Source organism: Granulicella mallensis, assembly GCF_014203225.1.
GTDB classification, from domain to species: Bacteria; Acidobacteriota; Terriglobia; order Terriglobales; family Acidobacteriaceae; genus Granulicella; species Granulicella mallensis_A.
On sequence record NZ_JACHIO010000014.1, the window covers coordinates 133,538 to 155,118 of the forward strand.

A 21,581-nucleotide genomic window follows, 5' to 3' on the forward strand; every position below is an offset into this window, starting at 1 on the left:
GAACGTTTAAACCGGCCGGGACTGATCCTTCCTCCCGGCACATGGGGAGAACTGAGTTCATCTTATTTGAGATAGATGGGATTGCGACCGCACTCGTCGCTCAGCGCTGAACGATAGAAACGTCTGGCCTTTTCCGCTAACGATCGGCGATAGGGAATTGAATATGGATTTAGATAAGGGACTCACTACACTAGCCTGTCTTAATACAACGCTAAAATGCCCTATTCATGCGGGTTTTACCGCCATGAATAGAGCATTAGCTTAGGGAAATGAGTTAGGAAACAGCGTTCTTCGCTATTACCTGCTTATAGAACTCCGCGCTTAACTTAGGCGTCCGCTGCTGCGTGGCGAAATCGACATAGATGATGCCGAAGCGCTTCTCGTATCCATCGGCCCACTCGTAGTTATCCAGCAGGCTCCAGAGGAAGTAGCCTTTGACCGGCACGCCCTCGGATACTCCGCGCTGAAGCTGGGTGAGGTAGTTACGCAGAAACATCACGCGGTCCGTGTCGTAGACCTTGCCCTCAGGTGTGAGGTGGTCGTTCGAAGACGCGCCGTTCTCGGTGATGTACATCTCCTTCACCTTCCAGACCTCATGGACCAGCTTCGGTCCCCAGTAGATGCCCTCCGGGCCGACGTTGAGCCAGGGGCTGAACATGTGGGGATAAGAGCTGGGAGGAGGTACGACGGCGTAGCCCTTTTCTGAATTGTCCGCACGAACATACATGGGCTGATAGATGTTGATGCCCACGAAGTCCAGCGGGCTGCGAATGATCTCCATCTCTTCCGCTGTGAACCTGGGAGCGTTTTCTCCGAGGCGCTTGAGGTAAAGGTCCGTGTAGCGTCCCTCCTGCACCACGGTGAGGAACGAAGCATTCTCTTCGCGCAGGGCCTTGTGCGCGGCTTCGATGTGTTCCGGCGATTCGACGACCGGCGTCGTCGCGGAGATATTCTCGGCGAGGCCGACCTTGGTGCCGGGCTTGACCGTTGCGCGAATCGCCCGCACTGCCAGGCCGTGGCCCAGCACGACGTGGTGGTTCAACTGCGCGAGACGCTTGTCATCGAGCTTGAGGCCGGGCGCGTGCCTGCCTTCTCTGTTGCCTACGTCGACGAAGGTGCGCATCTCGTTCATGGTCATGAAGTGGCGGACCTTGTCCGAGAGCTTGCCTGCGGTGTAGCCCGCGTAGTCGGCAAAGGCCTTGGAGGTGTCGTGGTTCTCCCAGCCGCCCTTGTCCTGCAGCGTCTGGGGGAGGTCCCAGTGATAGAGCGTGCAGAAGGGTTGAATTCCGGCTTCAAGAAGAGCGTCGGCCAGGTGATGGTAGAAGTCCAGTCCCTGCGGATTAGGGGAGCCGGTGCCGGTGGGGAAGATGCGCGACCAGGAGACCGAGAAGCGGAAGGTCTTAAGCCCCAGCCCCTTCATGATCTGGATATCTTCCTTGTAGCGGTGGAAAAAATCGTCGGCGACATCGCCGGTATCTCCGTTGTGGGTCTTGCCCGGAGTATGGGAGAAGGTGTCCCAGATCGAGGGGCCGCGGCCAGCCTCGTGGACTGCGCCTTCTACCTGGTAGGAGGCTGTTGCCGAACCCCAGAGAAAATCGCTGGGAAAGGTTCGGGTCGTCCCGGCAGAGTGCGTTGAGGGGGCCGAGGCTCCTTCGGTTGCGAATCCAACACGAGGTAGGGAGAGGGCTGCGGCGGAACCGCCCAGGATGCGGGCAAGGGTGCGGCGAGTGATGTTATTCAACACAGAAGCTCCAGGCTGCAAAATTCTTTAGTCAGTCAATCACAGCAATCAAATGAAAAGCCAACGAGCCGCCGATCCGTGAAGGCTATCGGCGGCTCGCCGTGTTTTCCAGTTAGTATCTGTCTGCTTAGAACTGTAGCTTCAGAGCAAACTGAAACTCCCTGGGGTTGTAGTTAGGATCAACTTGGGTAATCTGTCCGAAGCCCGCGTTGCCAAACTGCTGCTCCGGTTGGCCATTATTCCGAATATAGAAGTTGGGCGTGTTGGAGATGTTGAAGGACTCGACACGGAACTGCACATTCACAGGTCCCGCAATGGGAAAGGTCTTGAATAGGGAAAGATCGACGTGCCGGAAGTCGGGACCAAACAGCGAGTTGCGCTGGGTGTTTCCAACGGTTCCGAGCGGTTGAGGAGCGAAGGCTGCCGTGTTGAAGAACTCTGTCAGGGTCTTGTGAGCCAGACGAGCCTCCCCGATTTGGTTGGGCCGATCAGGATTATTGCAGTTTTGCGGGCATGCACGATTGCTGAAGCCGTGCTGTTTGCCGTCGCTTTCGACAGGATTGTCGACGCCGGAACCCGAATTGACGATCGAGAAGACCTTTCCACTCTGCCAGGCCGTGATGATATTTGCCTCCCACCCGGCGAAGACAGCCTTTTTGATGCCGCTGAACTCCTTTCCGTACTGCAGTTCATAGTTGAGCGAGAGAGCAAAGCGGTTTTGAATATCGGTGTCCGATTTGCCGTACTCGATCTGGCGGATGCGGGTCGGGTCGGCGTGGGACCAACCCTGGTCGCCCTGCTGGGAGAAGCTGCTGATGTCGGCCAGGGCCTTGGCCCAGGTGTAGTTCGCATCGAAGGCCAGCCCCCTGGTAAAGCGACGCTGGAAGGAGGTCTGCAGACCGTTGTAGTTCGAGATGCCCTCGCTCTGGATATAGCTGACTCCACCCAGATTGGGAAGCGTCGCGCTTAGGGGACGGGCTGCTCCGGCTGGATTAGTGAGGACGTTGAAGGGCTTGGGTTGGTTGATGTTGTCGATCGACTCCGGCAGGTGCTGGCCTATGCTGCCTACATAGCCGATGGTGAAGACATTGGCGCCAAACTGCTGCTCAAGCTGCAGATTGAACTGCTGGATGAGAGCCGATTTGAAGTTGGGGGCTTCGGCCACGAACCCAAGACCGGGGATCGTGGACAGGTTCGCGATTTGGGCTGCCGTAGGAGGCGCGGGAACCGGCAAACCCTCGTTTAGCGTTCCAGGTTGACCTTGAGCCGCGCAATCCCCGTTTTGGCCAGCAAATTGATTCTGGGCCATTTCGATCTGGACGGCGATGGTGGACTGGCAGGAGGGGTTATAGACGGAGGTAAACGGTGCGTTCTTCAGATCGGCGTTCGAGGTATAGTTGCCGGGAAAGAAGCTAAGACCGTAGCCTCCGCGAAGGACAAGCGTAGGCGTCATGGAATAAGCGAAGCCGAGGCGGGGAGCGACGTTGGAGTGGTCGGTCGGAATGTCTACCTGGGAGTTGACGCCATTGACCCCGGCAATCTTCAAGGCCGAGGATACGTTTCCGGCATTCAGGGTGAGCGCCTCCGGGAAGTCGAAGTTCGAGATATGGTTATGCGCTTCGGTGAAAGGGGTAAAGACGTCGTAGCGAACGCCCAGCAGCAGCGTCAGCTTCGGGCTGATCTTCCAGCTATCCTGCGCGAAGCCGCCCGGCTCGTAGCTGCGGTAGTCGGGAGGGCTCAGGTTGAAGTTGCGCTGTTGGTTGTTGAAGGCGCCGACCAGGGTTGAGGCAAGCTGATTATTTTGCTGCGTCAATTGGTCAGGGTCGCTATCGCTGGGCAGATTGAACTGGTACGCGCCAACGGCAGAGGCGCTCTGCACGTTGCGAGCCTGTCTGCGAAGGAAGACGGCACCGAACTTAAAGTTGTGGTTCCCCTTGGTCCAGCTTAGTGAACCGGAGTACTGGAAGGTGTTGTCGATGTCCTGCAGAGGAACATAAGCACCGTCGCCAATATCGCCGAAGGGGCCGACGGAGATGGGTGTCAGGGAGTTGGCGAAAGGGCTGAAGGCGGTCATATTTGCCGGAAAACCGACGGTCTGATCGGCATTCAGGCCATAGTTGAGCGGGAGTGAGAGGTTGTTGATCCGAGTGAAGGCCGCCCTGAGGTCGAGCAGGAGATTTGAGTTGAAGATATGCGTGTAACCAAAGGCATATTGCTGGGCTACATCGGTCGCGGGACCGTCGAAGTTATACCGGCCGCCGCTGATCTGAAGACCATTCACGGTTCCAAAGTTTGGCGGCGTGAAGGTAAGGACTTTGTTATACGAAAAGCGCCCGAAGAACAGGTTCTTGTCGTTGAACTTGTGGTCGACTCGAGCGTCGTACGTATTGAAGTTCTGTGTTCTGTTGGGGCTGATCGTAAAGTTCGGCGTGCCTGGAGCAGCGCTGGGATTTGTTGGCGCCGGGAAGAGCTTCAGGTAGTTCAGAGCGATCGAATTGATGGGAAGGCCTGCCGTTCCGTTGCTCGTCGAGAGCAGCGACTCGGGACTGTTGCCCGCGCCGATGCTGTTGATGTCGTCGTACTCAGCGAGAGTGGGAACTGTGCCGGTGAGAGTAGAGCCCAAAACCTCCCGGAATCCTTCGTAGTCGAAGTAGAAGAATGTCCGGTCACGGAAGATGGGACCGCCGATGCTGCCGCCATACTGGTTCTGACGAAGTTCGGGCTTGGCTCCTGTGGTTGAAAAGACGGAGCGGCCGTCGAAGATATCGTTGCGGAAGTACTCGTAGGCGGAGCCATGGAAGTGGTTGGTTCCAGAGCGGGTGACGATGTTAATGACGCCGCCGGCCGTACGGCCGGCCTCTGCGGCGTAGCTGTTGGTCTGGATCGTAATCTCTTGAATACCTTCGACGTTCGGCTTGATGCCGATGGTGCCGATTACGCGTTCGTTGTCGTCAACCCCGTCAACGACCCAGTTGTTGAGCGCCTCGTCCTGTCCATTGACGGAGAGGCCGTTGGCGTTGGTGCGGCGATCGTCCGGGCGGCCACCACTGCCGAGACCGTTGCCGGCACCCTCATTGGCGCCCGGAACGAGGTCGATGAGTTGAACGAAGTTACGTCCGTTCAAGGGCAGATCCTGCACGGCTTTTGCTGTCACGGTCGAACTGACGGTGGCGCTGTCGGCCTGGAGCAGGGGAGTCTGGGCCTCCACGGTTACGGTCTCTGTTGTGCCGCCGGTTAATAGACGGACGTCGGCGCGGGCGCGATCACCGGCTTCTACAGCCAGGTTCGATGTCGTCGATGTCTTGAAGCCGGATAACTTCACGGTTACGGAGTAGCGGCCGACCGGAAGCAGGGTGAATTGGAAGTCGCCGCTTGCGTTGGACACGTCTGTGCGCTGACTGTTGGTGTCGAGGTTCAACAGCGTGACGTTTGCGTTGGGAATGACCGCACCTGTGCTGTCGGTGACGGTTCCAAGGATGTCGGCGGTGGTCAACTGGGCATGCGCTGCCCGCGATCCGAAGAACGATCCGCCGATCAGGATCGTAAGAAGGATGAGCAGGCGTCCTGCCTGCCGACGGAAGTTCTCGCACTGGCCTGTGCGGCGTTGCGTAAAGGTCGTATTTTCGATCATGTCGTTTCCTGTCTCGAAAGTCATGGGTCTCTGTTACTGAATTAGAGGCTGGAGGGTTAAATAGATGGGCGTTTCCCTTACGGGTTCGCGACATCCAAAGAGGGGCTTTTGGTTCGGCACGGATCATAGGTACCTGTTTCCGGGCTGTATAGGGTTCATCTGGTATCTCACCGGAAGGTAAAGAGGTATTTGCCCGCAAATCCGCACTTTTTGAGGGAAGGTAAAGAAGAGGTAAAGAGAGCTATTGTCAGGGGTATAGGGGTTGGCCTATGCTGGGCAGCAACTTCCAAGAGGTATAGCGATGAATCCTGTGGCCGACGAGACCAGCGTTTGGATCCCAAGGACGGAGGAAGACAAAGAGAAGGTCAGACAACAGATGAACCGTCTGTTGGAGACGAGCCATTTCAAAAACAGCAGGCGCTATCCTTTGTTGTTCCGCTTCATCGTGGAGGAGACGCTGGAAGGCCGGGGCGAATTCCTGAAGGAGCGCCTCCTGGGTGTGCGCGTGTTCGAACGCCCGGCGGACTACGATACGGCGTCGGACCCCATCGTGCGGGTTACCATCGCCGAGATCCGAAAGAGGATCGCGCAGTATTACCACGAAGAGGCGCACGAGTCGGAGATGCGCATCGAGTTGATGCCGGGCAGGTATGAACCTGAGTTCCGCCCCCGTAAAGAGGCCGGCTCCGACCAACATTCGATCGCCAGAGTGGCTGCCTTCCTCACAGACACCCATGCTGCGGAAAACGCCGCTTCAGAGTCGCAGGCTGCTGCCGTAGCTACGGCGAGATCAGGCCGCAAACGCCTGGTGCTGTATATCCTGGGAGTAGCGGCTGTACTTCTGGTTGCCGTGGGCGCCGGGTTTTTCTGGCGCGGGATGCACCCCTCCGCACTCGACGCCTTCTGGGGACCGCTGCTGGCTAACCGCCGGACGGTTGTCTTCTGCCTGCCGATGGAAGTTGAAAAGTCAGGCTCCCAGACCGCTGCCGCTGCCGGAATCCTGGTCCAGGACCCTGCAGCGACACCGAATCATCCCAACCCGCCGGTTGCTCCCGTGTCCGACACGCCGATAGCCTCCAGCTTTCTGGCACACGAGACCCTGGGAGAGAACATCGTCTTTTCGGATGCCCTGGCTACGCTGCGCATCTCTAATTTTCTGGCGGCGCACAATCGGGAATCCAACTACCGCTTGAACACAACGACGACGCTCGACGACCTGCGCCAGGGACCGGTGGTGCTGATCGGCGGCCTGGACAACCAGTGGACGCTGCGGGCGATCGCTCCGCTGCGTTACCGGTTCTCCGGAACGTACCAGGAGGAGTACTGGATCTCCGACGCGAAGAACCCTGAGATGAAGGACTGGGGTCTCGACCTGAAGATTCGACTCGCGGACGCGAAACGCGACTTCGCGATCGTCGCACGTATCCATGATGAGTCCACCGGACAGGTGGAGGTGATCGTGGCTGGAATCGGTATGAGCGGGACGGCCGCCGCCGGTGAGTTTCTGGTCGACCCGCGACAGATGGAAGAGCTTCGCCGCCGTATCGGCCCAGGGTTTCAGGACCATGATTTTGAGGCGGTGCTGAGAATGGATGTCGTGAATGGGATCGCGGGCTCGCCGAAGATTCTGACCGTGGCTGTCTGGTAGCTCGGCTGTTTTTGCCTTTGCTTTTCTGGTTGTCATTCCGAGCGTAGCGAGTGAACCTGCTTCCTCCCGCTTTTAACTCGTGCCGATACAGCCTATGCCCTCTTGGTTTCACCCACGGTTTTCTGGGCAATACGAACGAAAAACGGGAGACAGCAGGTTCGCTCGCTGCGCTCGGAATGACAACCAGAAAAGCAAAAAGCAAAGGCGGAAGCAACGGCTACGGCCACTGGCTCGCCTATAGTTCTTAGACAGGTTCTAAAAGAACTGCTCTGGGATGCACACGATGGAGATCAAACATCTACGCTCATTTCTGGCCGTGGCGCAGGCGCTCAGCTTTACTGCCGCCGCGCGCAAGCTCCATCTGTCGCAGCCCGCGCTGACTGCGCAGATCCAGGCGCTGGAGGCAGACGTTGGCGTGGCGTTGTTGGAGCGCACGCGCCGCAGTGTGCGCCTGACTCCCTCCGGTGAGTTCTTCCTGCGCGATGCTGAAGCCATTCTGAAGATGGCGGAGGAGGCTCGGGCCAATGCCCAGCGCGTTGCCGCAGGTCAGGCCGGGCATCTGAAGATTGGATTCGTCGCGTCGGCCGCGCTGGAGATCGTTCCTTCCATCGTGCTGGCCTTTCGCCGCAGCCATCCGCGCGTCACGCTCGATCTGCTGAACATTCGCACGACCGACCAGATCGCACTGCTCGAAGAGCGCAAGCTGGACGCAGGCTTCCTTCGTCTGCCCACCGGCAGCAAGGGCCTCAGCATTACGCGCATTCACCGGGAAAGATTTGTGCTCGTCGTGCCGAAGGGGCATCGGCTGGCAAACAGCAGGCCTTTCACGCTGAAGGAGCTGGAGCACGAACCCTTCGTCGCCTATGCCCGCAAGTGGGCGCCGGGTTTTTACGATCGCTGGATCGGCATGTTCATCGCTGCCGGCGTCAGCCCCAGGGTCGTCTTCGAGGCAGGAGAGATGGAGACGATGCTGGCGATGGTTGGCGCCGGAGTCGGGATCGCCGTGGCTCCGCAGGGGCTGGTGCGACGCCAGGTGCGCAGCCTCGTTGTTCGCTCTCTGCCGCAGAAGGCTCCGCTCTCTGAGATCGGTCTGGCGATGCGTTCAGGCAACACCGATCCGCTCGCAGAGGAGCTGCTCAGCATCGCGCTTAAACTCGACAAGAAGAGCGCCGGTGGCAAGTAATCTGCTTATCTGTTTTTTCTATCAATGTGAACTAAACATACGATTGGACAAATAACCCGGCCGGGACTTGAATCAACTTCAAGGAGCATTCGACCATGCAAAACGAAACTGTAGCGATGAAAGAAAAAGAGCCTGTCAGCCGCCGTTCTTTTCTGGGCTCCGCAGCCGCCGCCATCAGCGCCGGAGCTGTTATCTCCGCGCCCTTCGCCTTCGCCCAGAGCAGGAGCGAGATCTTCAAGGGCGAACAGGATCATTCCGCCAGCAATCCCGGGCCCGTCAACAAAGCTATCGCCGGACAGAACGGCTCCTCTGAGCTGCCGCCGGACACTGACAAGGGCGACGTCAACCCCTTCTGGTACTCGTTCGATCTCTCGCATCGCCGCGTGCAGGACGGCGGCTGGACGCGCCAGGTAACGGAGAAAGACCTGCCCAGCTCCCGCGACCTCGCGGGTGTGAACATGCGGCTCACGGTCGGCGGCTATCGCGAGCTGCATTGGCACACCGCCAACGAGTGGGCGTTCATGATCTACGGCAACGCGCGCGTTACCGTGCTCAATCCCGACGGGACGATCTTTATCAACGATGTAACGGAAGGCGATCTCTGGTACTTTCCCGCAGGATTTCCACACTCGATCCAGGGCCTCGGGCCAGATGGCTGCGAGTTCCTGCTGGTGTTCGATGAAGGCTCGTTTTCTGAATATCAAACCTTCCTGATCTCGGATTGGCTGGCACACACGCCCCCCGAGGTGATCTCCAAGAACTTCGGTCTGCCGGAGTCCGCGGTGCGCAAGCTTCCGGACGATGAACTGTATATCTTTCAAGGAGAGGTCCCGGGTTCGCTGGAGGACGATAAGAAAGCAGTGGGCGGCAAGGCTGTGGAGTCGAAGATCGAATACACCTTCCGCATGAAGGCGATGAAGCCCACGCTCGAAAATGCGAGTGGCGACGTACGGGTTGTGGACTCCAGCCTGTTTACCCCTTCGAAGGCGATCTCCGGCGCGATGGTGCGCATCAAGCCAGGCGGAATGCGCGAACTGCACTGGCACCCGAACGCCTCCGAGTGGCAGTACTGGATTAGCGGCAGCGGCCGGATGACGGTCTTCGCCTCGTCGGGCAAGGCGCGCACGATGAACTTCAATCCGAACGATGTTGGCTTTGTACCGGCTGTGGCAGGCCACTATATCGAGAACACTGGGACGGAGGACCTTGTCTTCCTTGAGCTCTTCAGGAGCAGCTACTTCGCGGAGTTCTCGTTGAACCAGTGGATTCGCCGCCTGCCGCTACAGATGGCGGAGGACCACCTGCACCTGAGCGAAGGCGAGATTGAGAAGATCCCCAGCGCGAAGCTCGATGTCTTGGGGCGGTAAAGCTGCTGTCGTTGCTTGTTTTTCGTCGTCATCCTGAGCTGTAAGCGAAGGACCCCCGCATTGGTGGTGGCACAGCCGTTTGGGCCTGCCCCCGATGAACAGTGCCCGCAGCGAGCAAGGTTCGCTCCATCTGGCATCGTGCAAAATGCGGGGGTCCTTCGGCTACGCCTCAGGATGACGGCGAAAAACAGGCAACGGCAACAATCACAATAGCCGCAAATCGCTTCACGAAGGCTGCTTCGAGCCTCTCGGATTCTGCCAAGCGTCTACACTAGAGATATGCCCGTCCCCGCGAAGTCCGGAGGCTCGATGCAGCGCATCCTCAAGTTTTCGCTTGCGCTGACCCTGCTCTACATTCTTGCAACGCTGTTCTTCGGCCTGCGTGCGCACTCACTCGCGCTGATCTCCGAAGCCGGGCACAACGTCTCCGACTTTCTTGCGCTCGCGCTCAGCTTCGTCGCGGTTTATCTGCAGACGCGGCCCGCAACCGATGAGCGTACCTTCGGCTATCAGCGCGCGGGTGTCCTGGCGGGCTTCGTCAACGCGCTCAGCCTCCTGGTACTCGCCGTCTGGATCGCCGTCACGGCATTGCAGCGTTTCTTCCATCCGGTTACCGTGGAGCCGCACCTGATGATGGCCGTCGCCGCTGCCGGTGTCGTCATGAACGGCGCGATCGCCGCGCTGCTCTGGAAGTTCTCCGGCGACGTCAACATCCGCAGCGTCTTCCTGCACATGTTGGGCGACACGCTTTCGACTGCGGCGGTCATTCTCGGCGGCCTGGCCATTCTGTTCACGCATCAGCAGTGGATCGATCCGCTGCTCTCGCTCATCATCGCCACGATGATCCTGTGGAGCTCCTGGGGCATCGTGCGCGAGACGCTGCACATCCTGCTCGAAGGCACACCACGCTCGCTCGACCTCGGCGAGATCCGTGCTGCCATGCAGGGTGTGGAAGGCGTCGTGAATGTGCATGATCTGCATGTCTGGAGCCTGACCTCGCAGTCGCACGCGCTCTCCAGCCACGTGCAGGTCATCGAGATGCAGCTCGCTGAAAGCGAAGCTGTGCTGGAGCGCATCAATCACCAGCTACGCGATCACTTCGGCATTCACCACTCGACGATCCAGATCGAAGTGACTGATTGCCCGACGGTCGATGGCTGCGTGTCGCCGCCGGAGCCGGATGTGATCGACGGCCACTCGCACCATCATCATGGGCCGGGTGGACATCATCATGGTCATGAGCATAGCCACGCGCATTGAGATGCGATGTATCTCGGGAGAACGACGATGGCCGCAACAACGATGGTTCACGTGCGCGTGGATGAAAAGGTCAAGCTCAATGCCGCGGCCACACTTGCTTCCATGGGGATGTCGATCTCAGATGCCGTGCGCATGATGCTGGTGCGTGTTGCGGCAGAAAAAGCGTTGCCCTTCGAGGTGCGTGTGCCCAACGCCAAAACCGTCAAAGCATTGAAGGCCGTGGACCAGAAGAAAGGTAAGCGGTTTCGTTCCGCGGACGCTCTTTTCAAGGACCTGGGAATCTAAGGTATGCGCGAGATCGTACGCGCCGCCCAATTCAAGCGTGATGTAAAGTCAGCCGCAAAGCGTGGCAAGGACATGGAAAACTGCGGCAGGTAATTCTTCTGTTAGTTGAAGAAAAACCGCTGCCGACAAGCTATAAAGACCACTCGCTTAGCGGCAACTGGAAGCTTCATCGCGACATTCACATCGAGCCGGATTGGTTATTGCTCTACAAGATTGATGGCAACGATCTTTATCTGGCTCGCACTGGCACACACGCTGACCTATTTTAATATTTGCCTAGGCTTCAGCGTCCGCTCAAAAAACTTCGACGCCGCCTCATAGCTCGCGAGCCAGTCGCGATGCAGTAGAAAGTCATGCACCTCGTCAGGCAGAATCAACTCTTCGACAGGCACACCGCGAGCCCGCAGGACATCGGCGAGCACCGGGGTCTCGGCGTAGGCGACCTCGGGATCGTCGTCGCCGTGGATAAAGAGCACGGGCGAGCGCCATTGATCCGCCGCCGCAATCGGCGAGCTATTGCGAGCCTTTAGAGCAATCGCATCTTTCTCGGCGTTTGAGCCACGCAGCCACTTGGCAGCGTCATCTTCCAGGTTCCAGTCGTGGACTCCGTGAAAGTCCACTCCTGCGGCGAACAGGTCGGGGTTGCGCGCCAGTGCCAGGGCTGTGAGATAGCCGCCATAGCTCCCACCCCACACGCCGATGTGCTTCACGTCGACATCGTCGCGAGAGCGCAGATAGGCAGCGGCAGCGAGCACGTCGTTGTATTCCTTCGCACCAGCAGCTCCTGAGTCTTCGCACTGGCGGAAGTCCGTTCCATAGCCGATGCCGCAACGATAGTTCACCGAGAGCACGATGAATCCACGCGAGGCTAGATACTGGTTCATGGCATAGGCATTGGAGTAGTAGTCCATCGCCGGATAGCCAAGCAGCATCTGCCGCTCAGGGCCGCCGTGGAAGAAGACGATGGCAGGACGTTTGCCTATCTTGCCCGCCAACTCTGGTTTGAACAACTGCGCATGGAGAGTAATCCCATCCGTCGAGTGCAAGAGCACCTGCTGCGGCGTGACTAACGTAGTGGGATAGCTTTGCGGCAGCGCGCCAGCATGTAACGCAGCAAGCGTTCCATCCGTAGCCACAAGCACAGGGTGCGATGGCGTACGCGCATCGGAAGCAATGGCCGCAGCCGCGCCGGTGGAATCCATTTGAGGATGTGTCTCAATCCCGTTACCGTGAGTAAGAGCCATAGGCTTTGCGTTCGCGTGAACAAGATCGATCTTCCAGAGATGACGACGATCCGCATCGGTGGCGTTAGAGGTGTAGAGGATCGTTCGTCCACCAGAATCCAACGTGGCATCTTCCACCTCGAAGGCTCCGGGAGTAAGAAGACGCGGCTGCGAACCATGCTCGTCAAGTTTTGCCGACTTGTCTTTGCTAGCAATTTGTATCGAGTAGAGATGCACCCAGCCATCGGCTTCGCTGAAGAAGATCAGCTTGTTCTCCACACTCCAGAACACATGCGGGCCGCCGCTTGAGAGATGAGGCAGAACACTCCCGCGCTCGTTGGGCTTCGGCGAGTAGAGAGTACGCGCTTCACCGCTGGCGACATCCGCAAGCTGAATCGACCAGGGATACGCGGAGGTGCGGTTGAGCGCGAACTCCGGCGCCTCTGTAAACGGCTTGCGCAGCCAGGCAATCTGTCTGCTGTCGGGAGAGAAACTCGGTGCGAGATCGCTGCCGGTTCCAGGCGCGAGGAAGCGGAGGGTGTGTGTGCCCAGATCGAAGAGGCCGATAAAGCTGTGGTCTTTACGGCGGCTGACGAAGGCCAGCAGCTTTCCATCCGGGGAGAGCGTGAGGGAGCTCGCGGAGCCACGGTCGAAGACGAGCTGATGTGCGGTGGTGGGAGCCGTGAGATCGGCGCTCCAGATCTGGCCGCCGCGCAGGAACAATACGCTTCGACCATCGCGCGAAAACAGCGGGGTATGGCCTTCGCCGAGTAATAGGGGCTCACGCCCTGCGGCGAGCGGCTGCACCCAGACCTCGACCGGCGTGGTTCTTTGCAGATGTGCCGGGTTCGCAGGCTTGCCGCTGGCACCGTTCTCCGCGCCGCGGCTGTAGGCGAGGCTGGTGCCATCGGGGGACCAGGCGAGGCCATCGATATCCTGCCCGTCGTCCTCGGTGTACGGTGTGATCTGCCGCGCTGCCGCCTGTGGTCCGCCTACCCAGATATTGCGGCGTCCTTCGGCATTTTCTATCCAGGCAAATTGCTTGCCAACGGGGGCTGCCGTCAGCGAGAGTGCATAGGGTGCGCTGAGGATCTGCTGTAGGGTAAAGACTTGTTGGGCTGGTGCCGGACTTGTGGCGGCCAGGCTTGTGACGACAAGAATCAACGCAAGAGGAAACAAGCGGCGCATACGGGGAAGATTATCAGCGGATAGGCCGTCGTGCATCCAATTCAGGTAAGGGGCGTATGCCATGTCGCAGAGCCATGTTCAGGACCACATCGAACTGATTGCGAAACATGAGCAGGAGTTTCTCTCGCAACGGACGCGCGCGGTGCGGGTCAGTGATGCCATTGCGGGCTTCGTCGGCAGCCTCCCCTTCGTCGTGGGGCATCTTTGCGTGTTTGCCCTGTGGATCGGGTACAACCTTCTGCCGCACACCCGGCACTTTGACCCGGTTCCGTTTTCTCTGCTGCAGACGTGTGTTGCGATGGAGTCGATCCTGGTGGCGAGCTTCATCCTGATGCGGCAGACCCGCCTGGGCCGCCGCTCGGATGAGCGCGACCACCTGATGCTGCAGATCCTGATGCTGACCGAGAAGGAGATAACTGCCGTGCTGGGCATGGATCGGCATATCGCCAACGAGATGGGCTTGAGCCGGGAGGCCAATACCAAAGAGGTGCGCGAGCTGAGTCAGGACACGTCGATTGAAGATGTGGCGCAGACGATCAGAGAGAAGTTGCCGGAGAAGTGATGGGGTGCGTGTAGCCTTTTTGCTAAGAACATCCCAAAACATTGTCATCTCGACCGGAGGCGCGCTTTTTGCGCCGTAGTGGAGAGACCCCTGTATTTTGCTCGAACTGGCAAAATGCCGGATACTCAGCCATATGCGCGAATTCGCCTATGTCTACATCCTCGCGAGCGGCTTCAAACGCCTGTACATCGGTGTTACCAGCTCGATTGAGAAGCGAATCTTCGAACACAAGAACGGCGCATTTCACGGCAGTTTTACGGAGCGCTACAACATCAAGTACTTGGTGTACTTTGAGCGGTTCAGCGATATACAAGTGGCTATTGCTCGCGAGAAGCAGTTAAAACGCTGGTCGCGCATTAAAAAGATCCGGCTGATCGTTGCGGCGAATCCAGACTGGAAGGACCTGAGCGAAGAGTGGGGTAAGCCAATCGAGCCCTTCCGGGAACCGCAACGGTGATTCAAGCACCTGCAAAATACAGGGGTCTCTCCACTACGCATGACATAAAGCCGTCATGCTCCGGTCGAGATGACAGCGTTTGGGGGGGGCTAGTTTAAAAAGCAGAGAGCAGTCGTTTTAAACGACTGCTCTCTGCCTTCAATCTCTCCGCTGTGTAGACGCAAAGCCCAAATCAGGCAGCGACTTCTGCACGCAATCTCTCTGCCGTGTAGTGCGCGATCAGCGCGTCTACCGTTGGCTGCAGCAGGCCTTCCATCACCATCGCGAGCTGATGGTTCGTCAGCCCGATGCGGTGATCGGTCAAGCGGTTCTGCGGGAAGTTGTAGGTGCGGATCTTCTCGCTGCGATCGCCCGTGCCGACCTGCTGCTTGCGCTCCTTGGCCTGGAGCTGGTGAACACGCTCGGCCTCTACTTCATACAGGCGCGCGCGCAGAACGCGCATGGCCTTCTCGCGATTCTTGATCTGCGACTTCTCGTCCTGGCAGCTCACGACCGTATTGGTCGGCAGGTGCGTAATGCGGATCGCCGAGTAAGTCGTGTTCACCGACTGTCCACCGGGGCCGGAGGAGCAGAAGGTGTCGATGCGCAGATCCTTGGCCTCGACCTTCACGTCGACCTCTTCGGCTTCAGGCAGCACGGCTACGGTGATGGCGGAGGTGTGGACGCGGCCCTGGGTCTCGGTCGCGGGAACGCGTTGTACGCGATGCACGCCGGACTCGTACTTCATCTGCGAGTAGACCTTGTCGCCCTCGAAGATTGCCGTCACGTCCTTCAGCCCGCCTACGTCCGAGTCGGTCTGGGAGAGCACTTCCACCTTCCACTTGTGCTGCTCGGCGAAGCGCAGATACATGCGGAAGACCTCGGCGACGAACAGCGAGGCCTCGTCGCCGCCGGTGCCTGCGCGTAGTTCGACGATGACGTTCTTATCGTCGTTCGGGTCCTTGGGCAGCAGCAGCACCTTCAACTCTTCTTCCGTCGTTGCAAGCTTCGGCTCGAGCGTGAGGAGCTCGTCCTCGGCCATGGCGCGCATCTCGGCGTCGCTCTCGGTGAGCATGGCTTTGGCTTCGGCGACGCCGTCGCGCAGCTTGCGGTACTCGCGGAACTTGTCCACCGTGGGCTCGAGGTCGCGATGCTGCTTGGCGACGGTCTGAAACTTCTTCTGGTCGGAGACCAGGGTGGGGTCGCCCAACTGGCGGCCGAGGTCTTCGTAGCGTTCTTCAATCTGGTCAAGGCGGTCGAACATAAGGCGGCTCCTCCTGCGAAGGCAGGGAACTGGAAACAGGAATTAGGAAACAGGGAGAAAGACCGGGAGGGCGCAGCTAGGCAAAGTCGTGACGCGGGGGCGTCACGCGGGAGGTGCTCACCGAATTTGTGCCTGTGCGAAACATGTCTATTTAGATGATACAGCCGCCGTCAAGGGTGCGTCGGGGCAGAGGGTGTATCGGCTTTGGGTCCCAGGCCTACGACGTCGAAGTCGCGGATGGTGCCATCGGGCAGTAGGAAGCGGTAGACGACGAAGGTGTCGTAGCCGTTGAGGCGTTTTGGAATAAAGTTTGTATTAGAAAGCTGGGCTTTGTAGTCTCCTAATGCAAGGACACCCTGGCCGCTACCCCCTTCGCTCTGGAGTTCCACCTGCTGTCCGTCAATGATGGCGTCAAGCTCCTGATAACCCACATCTCCCATTCGGCCAGAAATGAACCTGGAGACCACAACATGAACCAGGATGGGGTAGTCCGCTGGGTTGGAACTTGGTTTGGCAGCGAAAATGAAGGGTGCTTGCATCAGTAGTAACGCAAGGACGAGCTTTTTCATTGAGGTGGTCTCCAATAGTGCAATGTAGCGGCCTAGAGGGGAAGACACGATCTGGCGGCTGGAGTTGCTGTTGCTTGTTTTTCGCCGTCATCCTGAGCCATCGGCGAAGGACCCCCGCATGGGGGACTGGCACTGCATCCCGGCGCTGCAAGAGCTTTTAAGCACCTCAGGCGTGACAGGCAGCGCTCGCTTCATCCGGCATCGTGCAGAATGCGGGGGTCCTTCGCGTACCGCTCAGGATGACGACGAAAAACAGGCAACAACGAAGCCAGGCAAGGGCAAAAGGTTGCCCCGGAAGCTACTTTGACAATGTCTTTACAAATACATGACATCACAAAACCCAACTCTCGCGCTAGAATTACAAAAGAGAAATGGCGATTAGCGAATTCCATTCGCCTGGTTCGACTTGCAAGTGCAGACCATCCTCTCCCGGAGACTAAATTTCTTGAATCTGCGCCTCCTTCCCGCATCGTTCTCCTTCCCTATACGCAAACTCGCGTTTGCCGGTCTTGCGCTCGCCGGTCTGGTCGGCCTGAGCCTGCCTGCCTCTGCTCGCAGCACACGAATGCACATGCACTCACGCGTACTGGCCTTCAGGCCTGTGGCCCTGCTCGCTCCCGGGACCTTGCCCGAGGACGGCGAAAATCTGCCCACGGCCGGCCACAAGTACGAGCTGAAGCTCTACCACCTGCACACCGGCGAGAGCATCGATGTGGTCTACCGCATCGGCAACGTGTATATTCCTGCGGCGATGGAGAAGCTCAACCACTTTCTGCGCGACCACCGGACCGAGGATGAGAGCCACTACGATCCCCATGAGTTCGACCTGCTGCACAATCTGCTGGCCCGGCTGGGCCGGCCGCAGGGCATGATCGACGTCGTTTGCGGCTATCGCACCCCGGAGAGCAATGAATATCTACGCACTCTCAGTGCGGATACCGGCGTTGCCAAGCACTCGCAGCACATGGAGGCCAAGGCGATCGACATCCGCGTGCCCGGCGTTCGCACCCGCCGCCTGCGCGATGCCGCGTTAAGCCTGCAGGCTGGGGGCGTCGGTTACTACCCGATCAGCCAGTTTGTGCATGTCGACGTGGGCCCCGTCCGCCACTGGACGTTCTCCGGTCACGGCGACAGCTAGGCCCTGGCCGCTGTAGATTGATCCAACCTTGCACCTGAGGCCATAATGCTTCATGACGACCTCTACCAGCTTCCTTCCGGCCTCTGAGTTAGTTTCAGCAGAGCCCGCGCAGGCCGTTCTTCCCCGCGGATGCACCTTTACCGAGTCCGACTGGCGAGCGCTTGCGCCTTTCTGGTATCCGGTCGCCTTCTCGCATGAGGTCGGCAGCCAGCCCTATGCGGCGACTCTTCTCGATGAGCGCGTCGTGGTCTATCGCCTCTCCGACGGCACGCTGGCCGCGGCCCGCGATATCTGCCAGCATCGCGGCGTTCCGCTGAGCATGGGGCACGTTGAAGGCGACGAGATCATCTGCAAATATCACGGGCTGCGCTACGATCGCGAGGGCCGCTGTACCTGCATCCCCGCACATCCCGGCGGAGCGATCTCTCCCCGCCTGCGACTCCAGATGTTTCAAGTGCAGGAGCGCTACGGCATGGTGTGGGTGCGGCTGGTGGACAACGGCCCGCTGGCGCTGCCAGAGATGAACGAGTGGGACGACCCGGCCTACCTCACCGTGCTGCCCAACAGCGTTTCCATCAAAGCGGCCGCAGGGCGCCAGATTGAGGGCTTTCTCGACGTCAGCCACTTCGCGTTCATCCACACGGAGAGCTTCGGTGAGGCGGATAACACTGCTGTGCCGGACTATCCCATCACGAAGACTCCGGCCGGGTTTGTGGCCGATTACATCAGCACGGTCAGCAACTACTCGCATGGGTACAAGCACCTGAACCCGCCGGGGTTTCTCTGGCGCAGGCGGTTCGAGGTCTACTACCCCTTCACGGCAAAGCTCACGGTCTTCTTCCCGAACGATGGCCAGCTCCACATTATGAATGCGGCGTCGCCAGTTTCGGCGCGGCAGACGCAGCTCTTTGTGCCGATCTGCCGGAACTTCGATAAGGACGCTCCGCTGCAGGCGACGCTCGATTTCAACCACCAGGTGTTTGCGGAGGATATCGCGATCGTCGAGCGGCAGTGGCCGGAGGATCTGCCGATCGATCTTCAGGAGGAAGCGCATTTTCCGGCGGATCGCAGCTCGATCGCCTATAGAAAGGGTCTGGCTGCGCTGGGGCTGGGGCTTAGCTATACGGCGTAGAAGGTGTTTGGTGCAGCGTCTGTTTTGAAGGGTACGGCCTTTAGGCCGTACGTAAGATTTGTTCAGAGATGCGGCTTTAGCCTCGGAGGGACTCTTTGCCGAGCGAGCATTCCCTCCGTGGCTAAAGCCACACGAGCAGCAGGGCAGGGACGGCGGGACTGAAGTCCCGCCCCTTCAAAGCCAAGGCAACAACCAAAGCCAAGACAACAACCAAAGCCAAAGCAACGACCAAACCGAGGCGATGACCAAAACCAGGGCGACGACCAAAACGAAGACAACAGCCAAGCAAAAGCAACAATCAACGCAAAGGCAACACATTCCGAGTTCAATCCCCTTCGGGGATCAGTAGATTCTGTAACCCCTCGGGCCCCGCAACAGTCCTATATCTGTACAACGACCCACGGAGGTCTCCATGTCCCGCTTCAACCTGCTGCGAAACTCGATGCTCGCTGTTCTGCTCGCTTTCTCACTCTGCGCCGGATGCAAGGCCGCCGATAGGCCCCCTGTTCCCGCTCCCACCACCGACGTTGCTCTCGCCACTACCGCAGGAAAGCAGAAGGCCATCTTTGCGGGCGGCTGTTTCTGGGGCACACAAACGGTCTTTGAGCATGTGCGCGGCGTGCTGGCTACGACCGCCGGTTATGCGGGCGGCTCGGCCTCGACGGCAACCTACGACCAGGTAACGACGGAGACCACCGGCCATGCTGAATCTGTCGAGGTCGTCTACGATCCCTCGAAGATCACCTACGGACGGCTGCTGCAGCTCTTCTTCTCGGTGGTGCATGATCCGACACAGCTCGACCGCCAGGGTCCGGATGTAGGAACGTCCTACCGGTCGGCGATCTTTACGCTCAATGACGATCAGCGCCGCATCAGCCTGGCCTATATCGCGCAGCTCAACGCCGCGAAGGTCTTCCCCAAGCCGATCGTCACGGAGGTTACGCCCTCGAAGGGTTTCTATCGCGGCGAAGACTATCACCAGGACTACGCGCTCAACAATCCGAACAATCCCTACATCCTGGTCTGTGACCGTCCCAAGCTCGAGGCGCTGAAGAAAGAGTTTCCCGAGCTGTACGTTCCCTATAAGGGCAAGTAACAGCCCCGAAGGGGCGACGTCATACGAACCCAGGGTAGAAGTCAGTTCCGAAGAGCAAAGGGCTGAAGGCCCGAGCTATCGGTAATACCACGATAGATTGGGTCTTCAGCCCTTTCTGTCGTTGCTTGTTTTTCGCCGTCATCCTGAGCCAACGGCGAAGGACCCCGCATTAGTGGTGGCAAAGCGTGTCATCGACATTAGTGGTGTTTTTGCTTTGCGTCAGTGGTGGCAAGAATGCGGGGGTCCTTCAGCTACGCTTCTGGATGACGACGAAAAACAGGCAACGGCACAACAAACGGTAAAACTGAAAAGGCCGAAGACTGCGGCGAGGGTTTGTTTCCTCTCTCCGCGGTCTTCGGCCTTCTTTCGTGCAGGAGTTTCAGTTACTGCTTGCTGACAGACTTGGAGTGCGCATCGGCGGAGTGCTTGTGAGCCTCTGTCGAGTGCTCATGGGCCTTCTCCGAGTGCTCGTGAGCGGCCTTGTGATCGCCGCTTTCGTGGTGTTCCGCTGCCGCGTGGTGGGCCTTGGCCGCGTGCTCATGGTGTTCTGCTGCCTTCTTGTGCGCTTCGTGTGCCATGGTGTGAATCCTCCTGGGACCTCTGGAGAGTTGCCCCAGACCGTCTGAGTCGGATGCCCCGGACCGAGGTTGTGCTGCCGGGCGAACGTTCATCGAGGATTCACCGCCTGTTCGCAAACGCAGAAAACCCCTCTTCTCGCGATTGCTGAGAAGAGGGGTTTTCTGTGAGTACCTGGATCTGGAGCGGGTTCAGGGATTAGCGATGACCGCCGCCACCACCGCCGTGGAAGCCTCCGCCACCACCGCCGCCATGGAAGCCGCCTCCGCCGTAGCCACCGCCACGGTATCCGTAGCCGCCACGGAAGCCGTAACCACCGTAGAAGCCATAGCCGAAGCCGTAGTACGGATAGCCCCAGCCCCAATAGTCATAGGGTCCAAAGCCGTAGCCATAGCCGTAATAGGGGTAGCCACCATAGCCATAGTCGCCACCATCGTCGCTACGATAGCGAGCGTAGTTAGGCACCGGCAGCAGGTCGGCGCGAGCCTGGTTGGGATCATTTTCGACCGAGCGGATGGGTTGTGAGCCGAAGGAGACCTCGTGGTTCTCCTTCACCTTCACGCCCTTGTCGGTGGCGTTGGTCTGGTGGGAGTAGGCGCGGGCCTCACCTTTGAAGACGCGGACGGTGTTGGTGTCGGCGTTGAAGGTGTAGATGCCGTCCTTTACCAGAGCGGCCTGTCCGCCGGGCAGGTCGACGAGGATCTGGGCGCTATCCGCGGGGTGAAAGACGCTGACGTTGGCGAGACCATGCTCCAACCGCAGCTCGGTGCCGCTGGCGTCGGCCGAGATGGTACGGACGGCGGTATTCGGTCCAACGCGAACCAGAACGCCGGGCATGACGCGGGCGCTGGCCGTGCCGTCGGTAGTCTCAAGAGACTGGCCGCTGCCCAGGTTGTGGGCGCGGAAACCGTTGGGGACCGTGCGCTGGATGGGAGCCGCCTGGTTCTGCACGTAATTGGTAGGGGGTGGTGCAGGAGCACTATCGGGGTCAGCTGTACCCGTATTCTGCGCCAGCGACGTGGCGGCAGATGCGGAGAGCATCGCCAGGGCAAGCAGGAGAGTTGAGGACCTTTGCATCGTAAAAACCTCTATGTACTTAGATGCGGATTGATTGGAAATGTTTCGGTAGCGGCTAGTGCGGGTGCGGTATGGTTTGTCATTTATTTGTCTCGTGCGAGTGTTTTGCTTTTCGCCGTCATCCTGAGGCGTAGCCGAAGGACCCCCGCATTGGTGTTGCCGACCATGTAGGGAGCCAGCACCTCAGAACAGGCGACTAAACTTC

18 protein-coding genes are annotated in these 21,581 nt (G+C 59.0%); 11 read left to right on the forward strand and 7 right to left on the reverse strand.

Going from position 1 to position 21,581, the window contains the following annotated elements; genetic code table 11:
- Nucleotides 1-274 precede the first annotated feature (274 nt).
- Together HDF15_RS16675 and HDF15_RS16680 are read right to left on the reverse strand one after the other, a co-directional pair.
- A complete protein-coding gene (locus HDF15_RS16675; RefSeq protein WP_184257534.1) occupies nucleotides 275-1,744 on the reverse strand; it encodes a GH1 family beta-glucosidase in 1,470 nt (489 codons plus the stop codon).
- A gap of 124 nt (nucleotides 1,745-1,868) precedes the next feature.
- Nucleotides 1,869-5,372, reverse strand: coding sequence for a TonB-dependent receptor (locus HDF15_RS16680; RefSeq protein ID WP_184257536.1), 3,504 nt, complete (start codon nucleotides 5,370-5,372; stop codon nucleotides 1,869-1,871).
- A 376-nt stretch (nucleotides 5,373-5,748) separates the two neighbouring features.
- Here HDF15_RS16680 and HDF15_RS16685 point away from each other — a divergent pair, with 376 nt between their 5' ends.
- From HDF15_RS16685 to HDF15_RS25965, 6 genes are all read left to right on the forward strand, one after another.
- The gene (locus HDF15_RS16685) at nucleotides 5,749-7,020 is read left to right on the forward strand and encodes a hypothetical protein (RefSeq protein ID WP_260331140.1); all 1,272 of its coding nucleotides are present in this window, start codon (nucleotides 5,749-5,751) and stop codon (nucleotides 7,018-7,020) included.
- A 283-nt stretch (nucleotides 7,021-7,303) separates the two neighbouring features.
- Nucleotides 7,304-8,203 (forward strand): LysR family transcriptional regulator, encoded by a 900-nt coding sequence (locus HDF15_RS16690; protein WP_184257540.1) that lies wholly within the window; start codon nucleotides 7,304-7,306, stop codon nucleotides 8,201-8,203.
- A gap of 95 nt (nucleotides 8,204-8,298) precedes the next feature.
- Complete coding sequence (locus HDF15_RS16695; RefSeq protein ID WP_184257542.1) at nucleotides 8,299-9,570, forward strand: cupin domain-containing protein; 1,272 nt, start codon at nucleotides 8,299-8,301, stop codon at nucleotides 9,568-9,570.
- A 279-nt stretch (nucleotides 9,571-9,849) separates the two neighbouring features.
- On the forward strand, nucleotides 9,850-10,830 hold the full coding sequence (locus tag HDF15_RS16700) for a cation diffusion facilitator family transporter (protein WP_260331141.1): 981 nt from the start codon (nucleotides 9,850-9,852) through the stop codon (nucleotides 10,828-10,830).
- Nucleotides 10,831-10,857: 27 nt separating this feature from the next.
- Nucleotides 10,858-11,115 (forward strand): type II toxin-antitoxin system RelB/DinJ family antitoxin, encoded by a 258-nt coding sequence (locus tag HDF15_RS16705; protein ID WP_184257544.1) that lies wholly within the window; start codon nucleotides 10,858-10,860, stop codon nucleotides 11,113-11,115.
- 119 nt (nucleotides 11,116-11,234) lie between these two features.
- Nucleotides 11,235-11,384, forward strand: a complete 150-nt coding sequence (locus HDF15_RS25965) for a type II toxin-antitoxin system YafQ family toxin (protein ID WP_260331152.1) — start codon at nucleotides 11,235-11,237, stop codon at nucleotides 11,382-11,384.
- Here HDF15_RS25965 and HDF15_RS16715 read toward each other — a convergent pair.
- Nucleotides 11,376-13,589 carry an alpha/beta fold hydrolase gene (locus tag HDF15_RS16715; RefSeq protein WP_260331142.1) on the reverse strand — a complete coding sequence of 738 codons (2,214 nt, stop codon included), beginning with the start codon at nucleotides 13,587-13,589 and terminating at the stop codon, nucleotides 11,376-11,378. The two genes, HDF15_RS25965 and HDF15_RS16715, sit on opposite strands and share 9 nt — an antisense overlap.
- On the opposite strand from HDF15_RS16715, the gene HDF15_RS16720 reads away from it, so the two are divergent.
- Nucleotides 13,588-14,088, forward strand: a complete 501-nt coding sequence (locus HDF15_RS16720) for a DUF1003 domain-containing protein (RefSeq protein WP_184257546.1) — start codon at nucleotides 13,588-13,590, stop codon at nucleotides 14,086-14,088. The genes HDF15_RS16715 and HDF15_RS16720 overlap by 2 nt on opposite strands.
- A gap of 133 nt (nucleotides 14,089-14,221) precedes the next feature.
- Nucleotides 14,222-14,545 carry a GIY-YIG nuclease family protein gene (locus HDF15_RS16725; RefSeq protein WP_184257548.1) on the forward strand — a complete coding sequence of 108 codons (324 nt, stop codon included), beginning with the start codon at nucleotides 14,222-14,224 and terminating at the stop codon, nucleotides 14,543-14,545.
- Nucleotides 14,546-14,717: 172 nt separating this feature from the next.
- Here the strand turns inward: HDF15_RS16725 and prfA are convergent, their stop codons facing one another.
- On the reverse strand, nucleotides 14,718-15,788 hold the full coding sequence (prfA, locus tag HDF15_RS16730; RefSeq protein ID WP_014263260.1) for a peptide chain release factor 1: 1,071 nt from the start codon (nucleotides 15,786-15,788) through the stop codon (nucleotides 14,718-14,720).
- A 170-nt stretch (nucleotides 15,789-15,958) separates the two neighbouring features.
- Complete coding sequence (locus HDF15_RS16735) at nucleotides 15,959-16,357, reverse strand: hypothetical protein (RefSeq protein ID WP_184257550.1); 399 nt, start codon at nucleotides 16,355-16,357, stop codon at nucleotides 15,959-15,961.
- Nucleotides 16,358-16,802: 445 nt separating this feature from the next.
- On the opposite strand from HDF15_RS16735, the gene HDF15_RS16740 reads away from it, so the two are divergent.
- The 3 genes from HDF15_RS16740 to msrA all read left to right on the forward strand — a co-directional run bounded on the left by HDF15_RS16740 (nucleotide 16,803) and on the right by msrA (nucleotide 19,723).
- Nucleotides 16,803-17,495, forward strand: coding sequence for a DUF882 domain-containing protein (locus tag HDF15_RS16740; protein ID WP_184257552.1), 693 nt, complete (start codon nucleotides 16,803-16,805; stop codon nucleotides 17,493-17,495).
- 52 nt (nucleotides 17,496-17,547) lie between these two features.
- Entirely contained in the window at nucleotides 17,548-18,627 is a 1,080-nt protein-coding gene (locus HDF15_RS16745) for an aromatic ring-hydroxylating dioxygenase subunit alpha (RefSeq protein WP_184257555.1), read from the forward strand.
- Nucleotides 18,628-19,039: 412 nt separating this feature from the next.
- Nucleotides 19,040-19,723 (forward strand): peptide-methionine (S)-S-oxide reductase MsrA, encoded by a 684-nt coding sequence (msrA, locus tag HDF15_RS16750; RefSeq protein WP_184257557.1) that lies wholly within the window; start codon nucleotides 19,040-19,042, stop codon nucleotides 19,721-19,723.
- Nucleotides 19,724-20,106: 383 nt separating this feature from the next.
- On the opposite strand, the gene HDF15_RS16755 is transcribed toward msrA, so the two are convergent.
- Complete coding sequence (locus tag HDF15_RS16755; RefSeq protein WP_014263265.1) at nucleotides 20,107-20,301, reverse strand: hypothetical protein; 195 nt, start codon at nucleotides 20,299-20,301, stop codon at nucleotides 20,107-20,109.
- 196 nt (nucleotides 20,302-20,497) lie between these two features.
- Nucleotides 20,498-21,376 (reverse strand): hypothetical protein, encoded by an 879-nt coding sequence (locus HDF15_RS16760; RefSeq protein ID WP_184257559.1) that lies wholly within the window; start codon nucleotides 21,374-21,376, stop codon nucleotides 20,498-20,500.
- Between the last annotated feature and the right edge of the window lie 205 nt (nucleotides 21,377-21,581).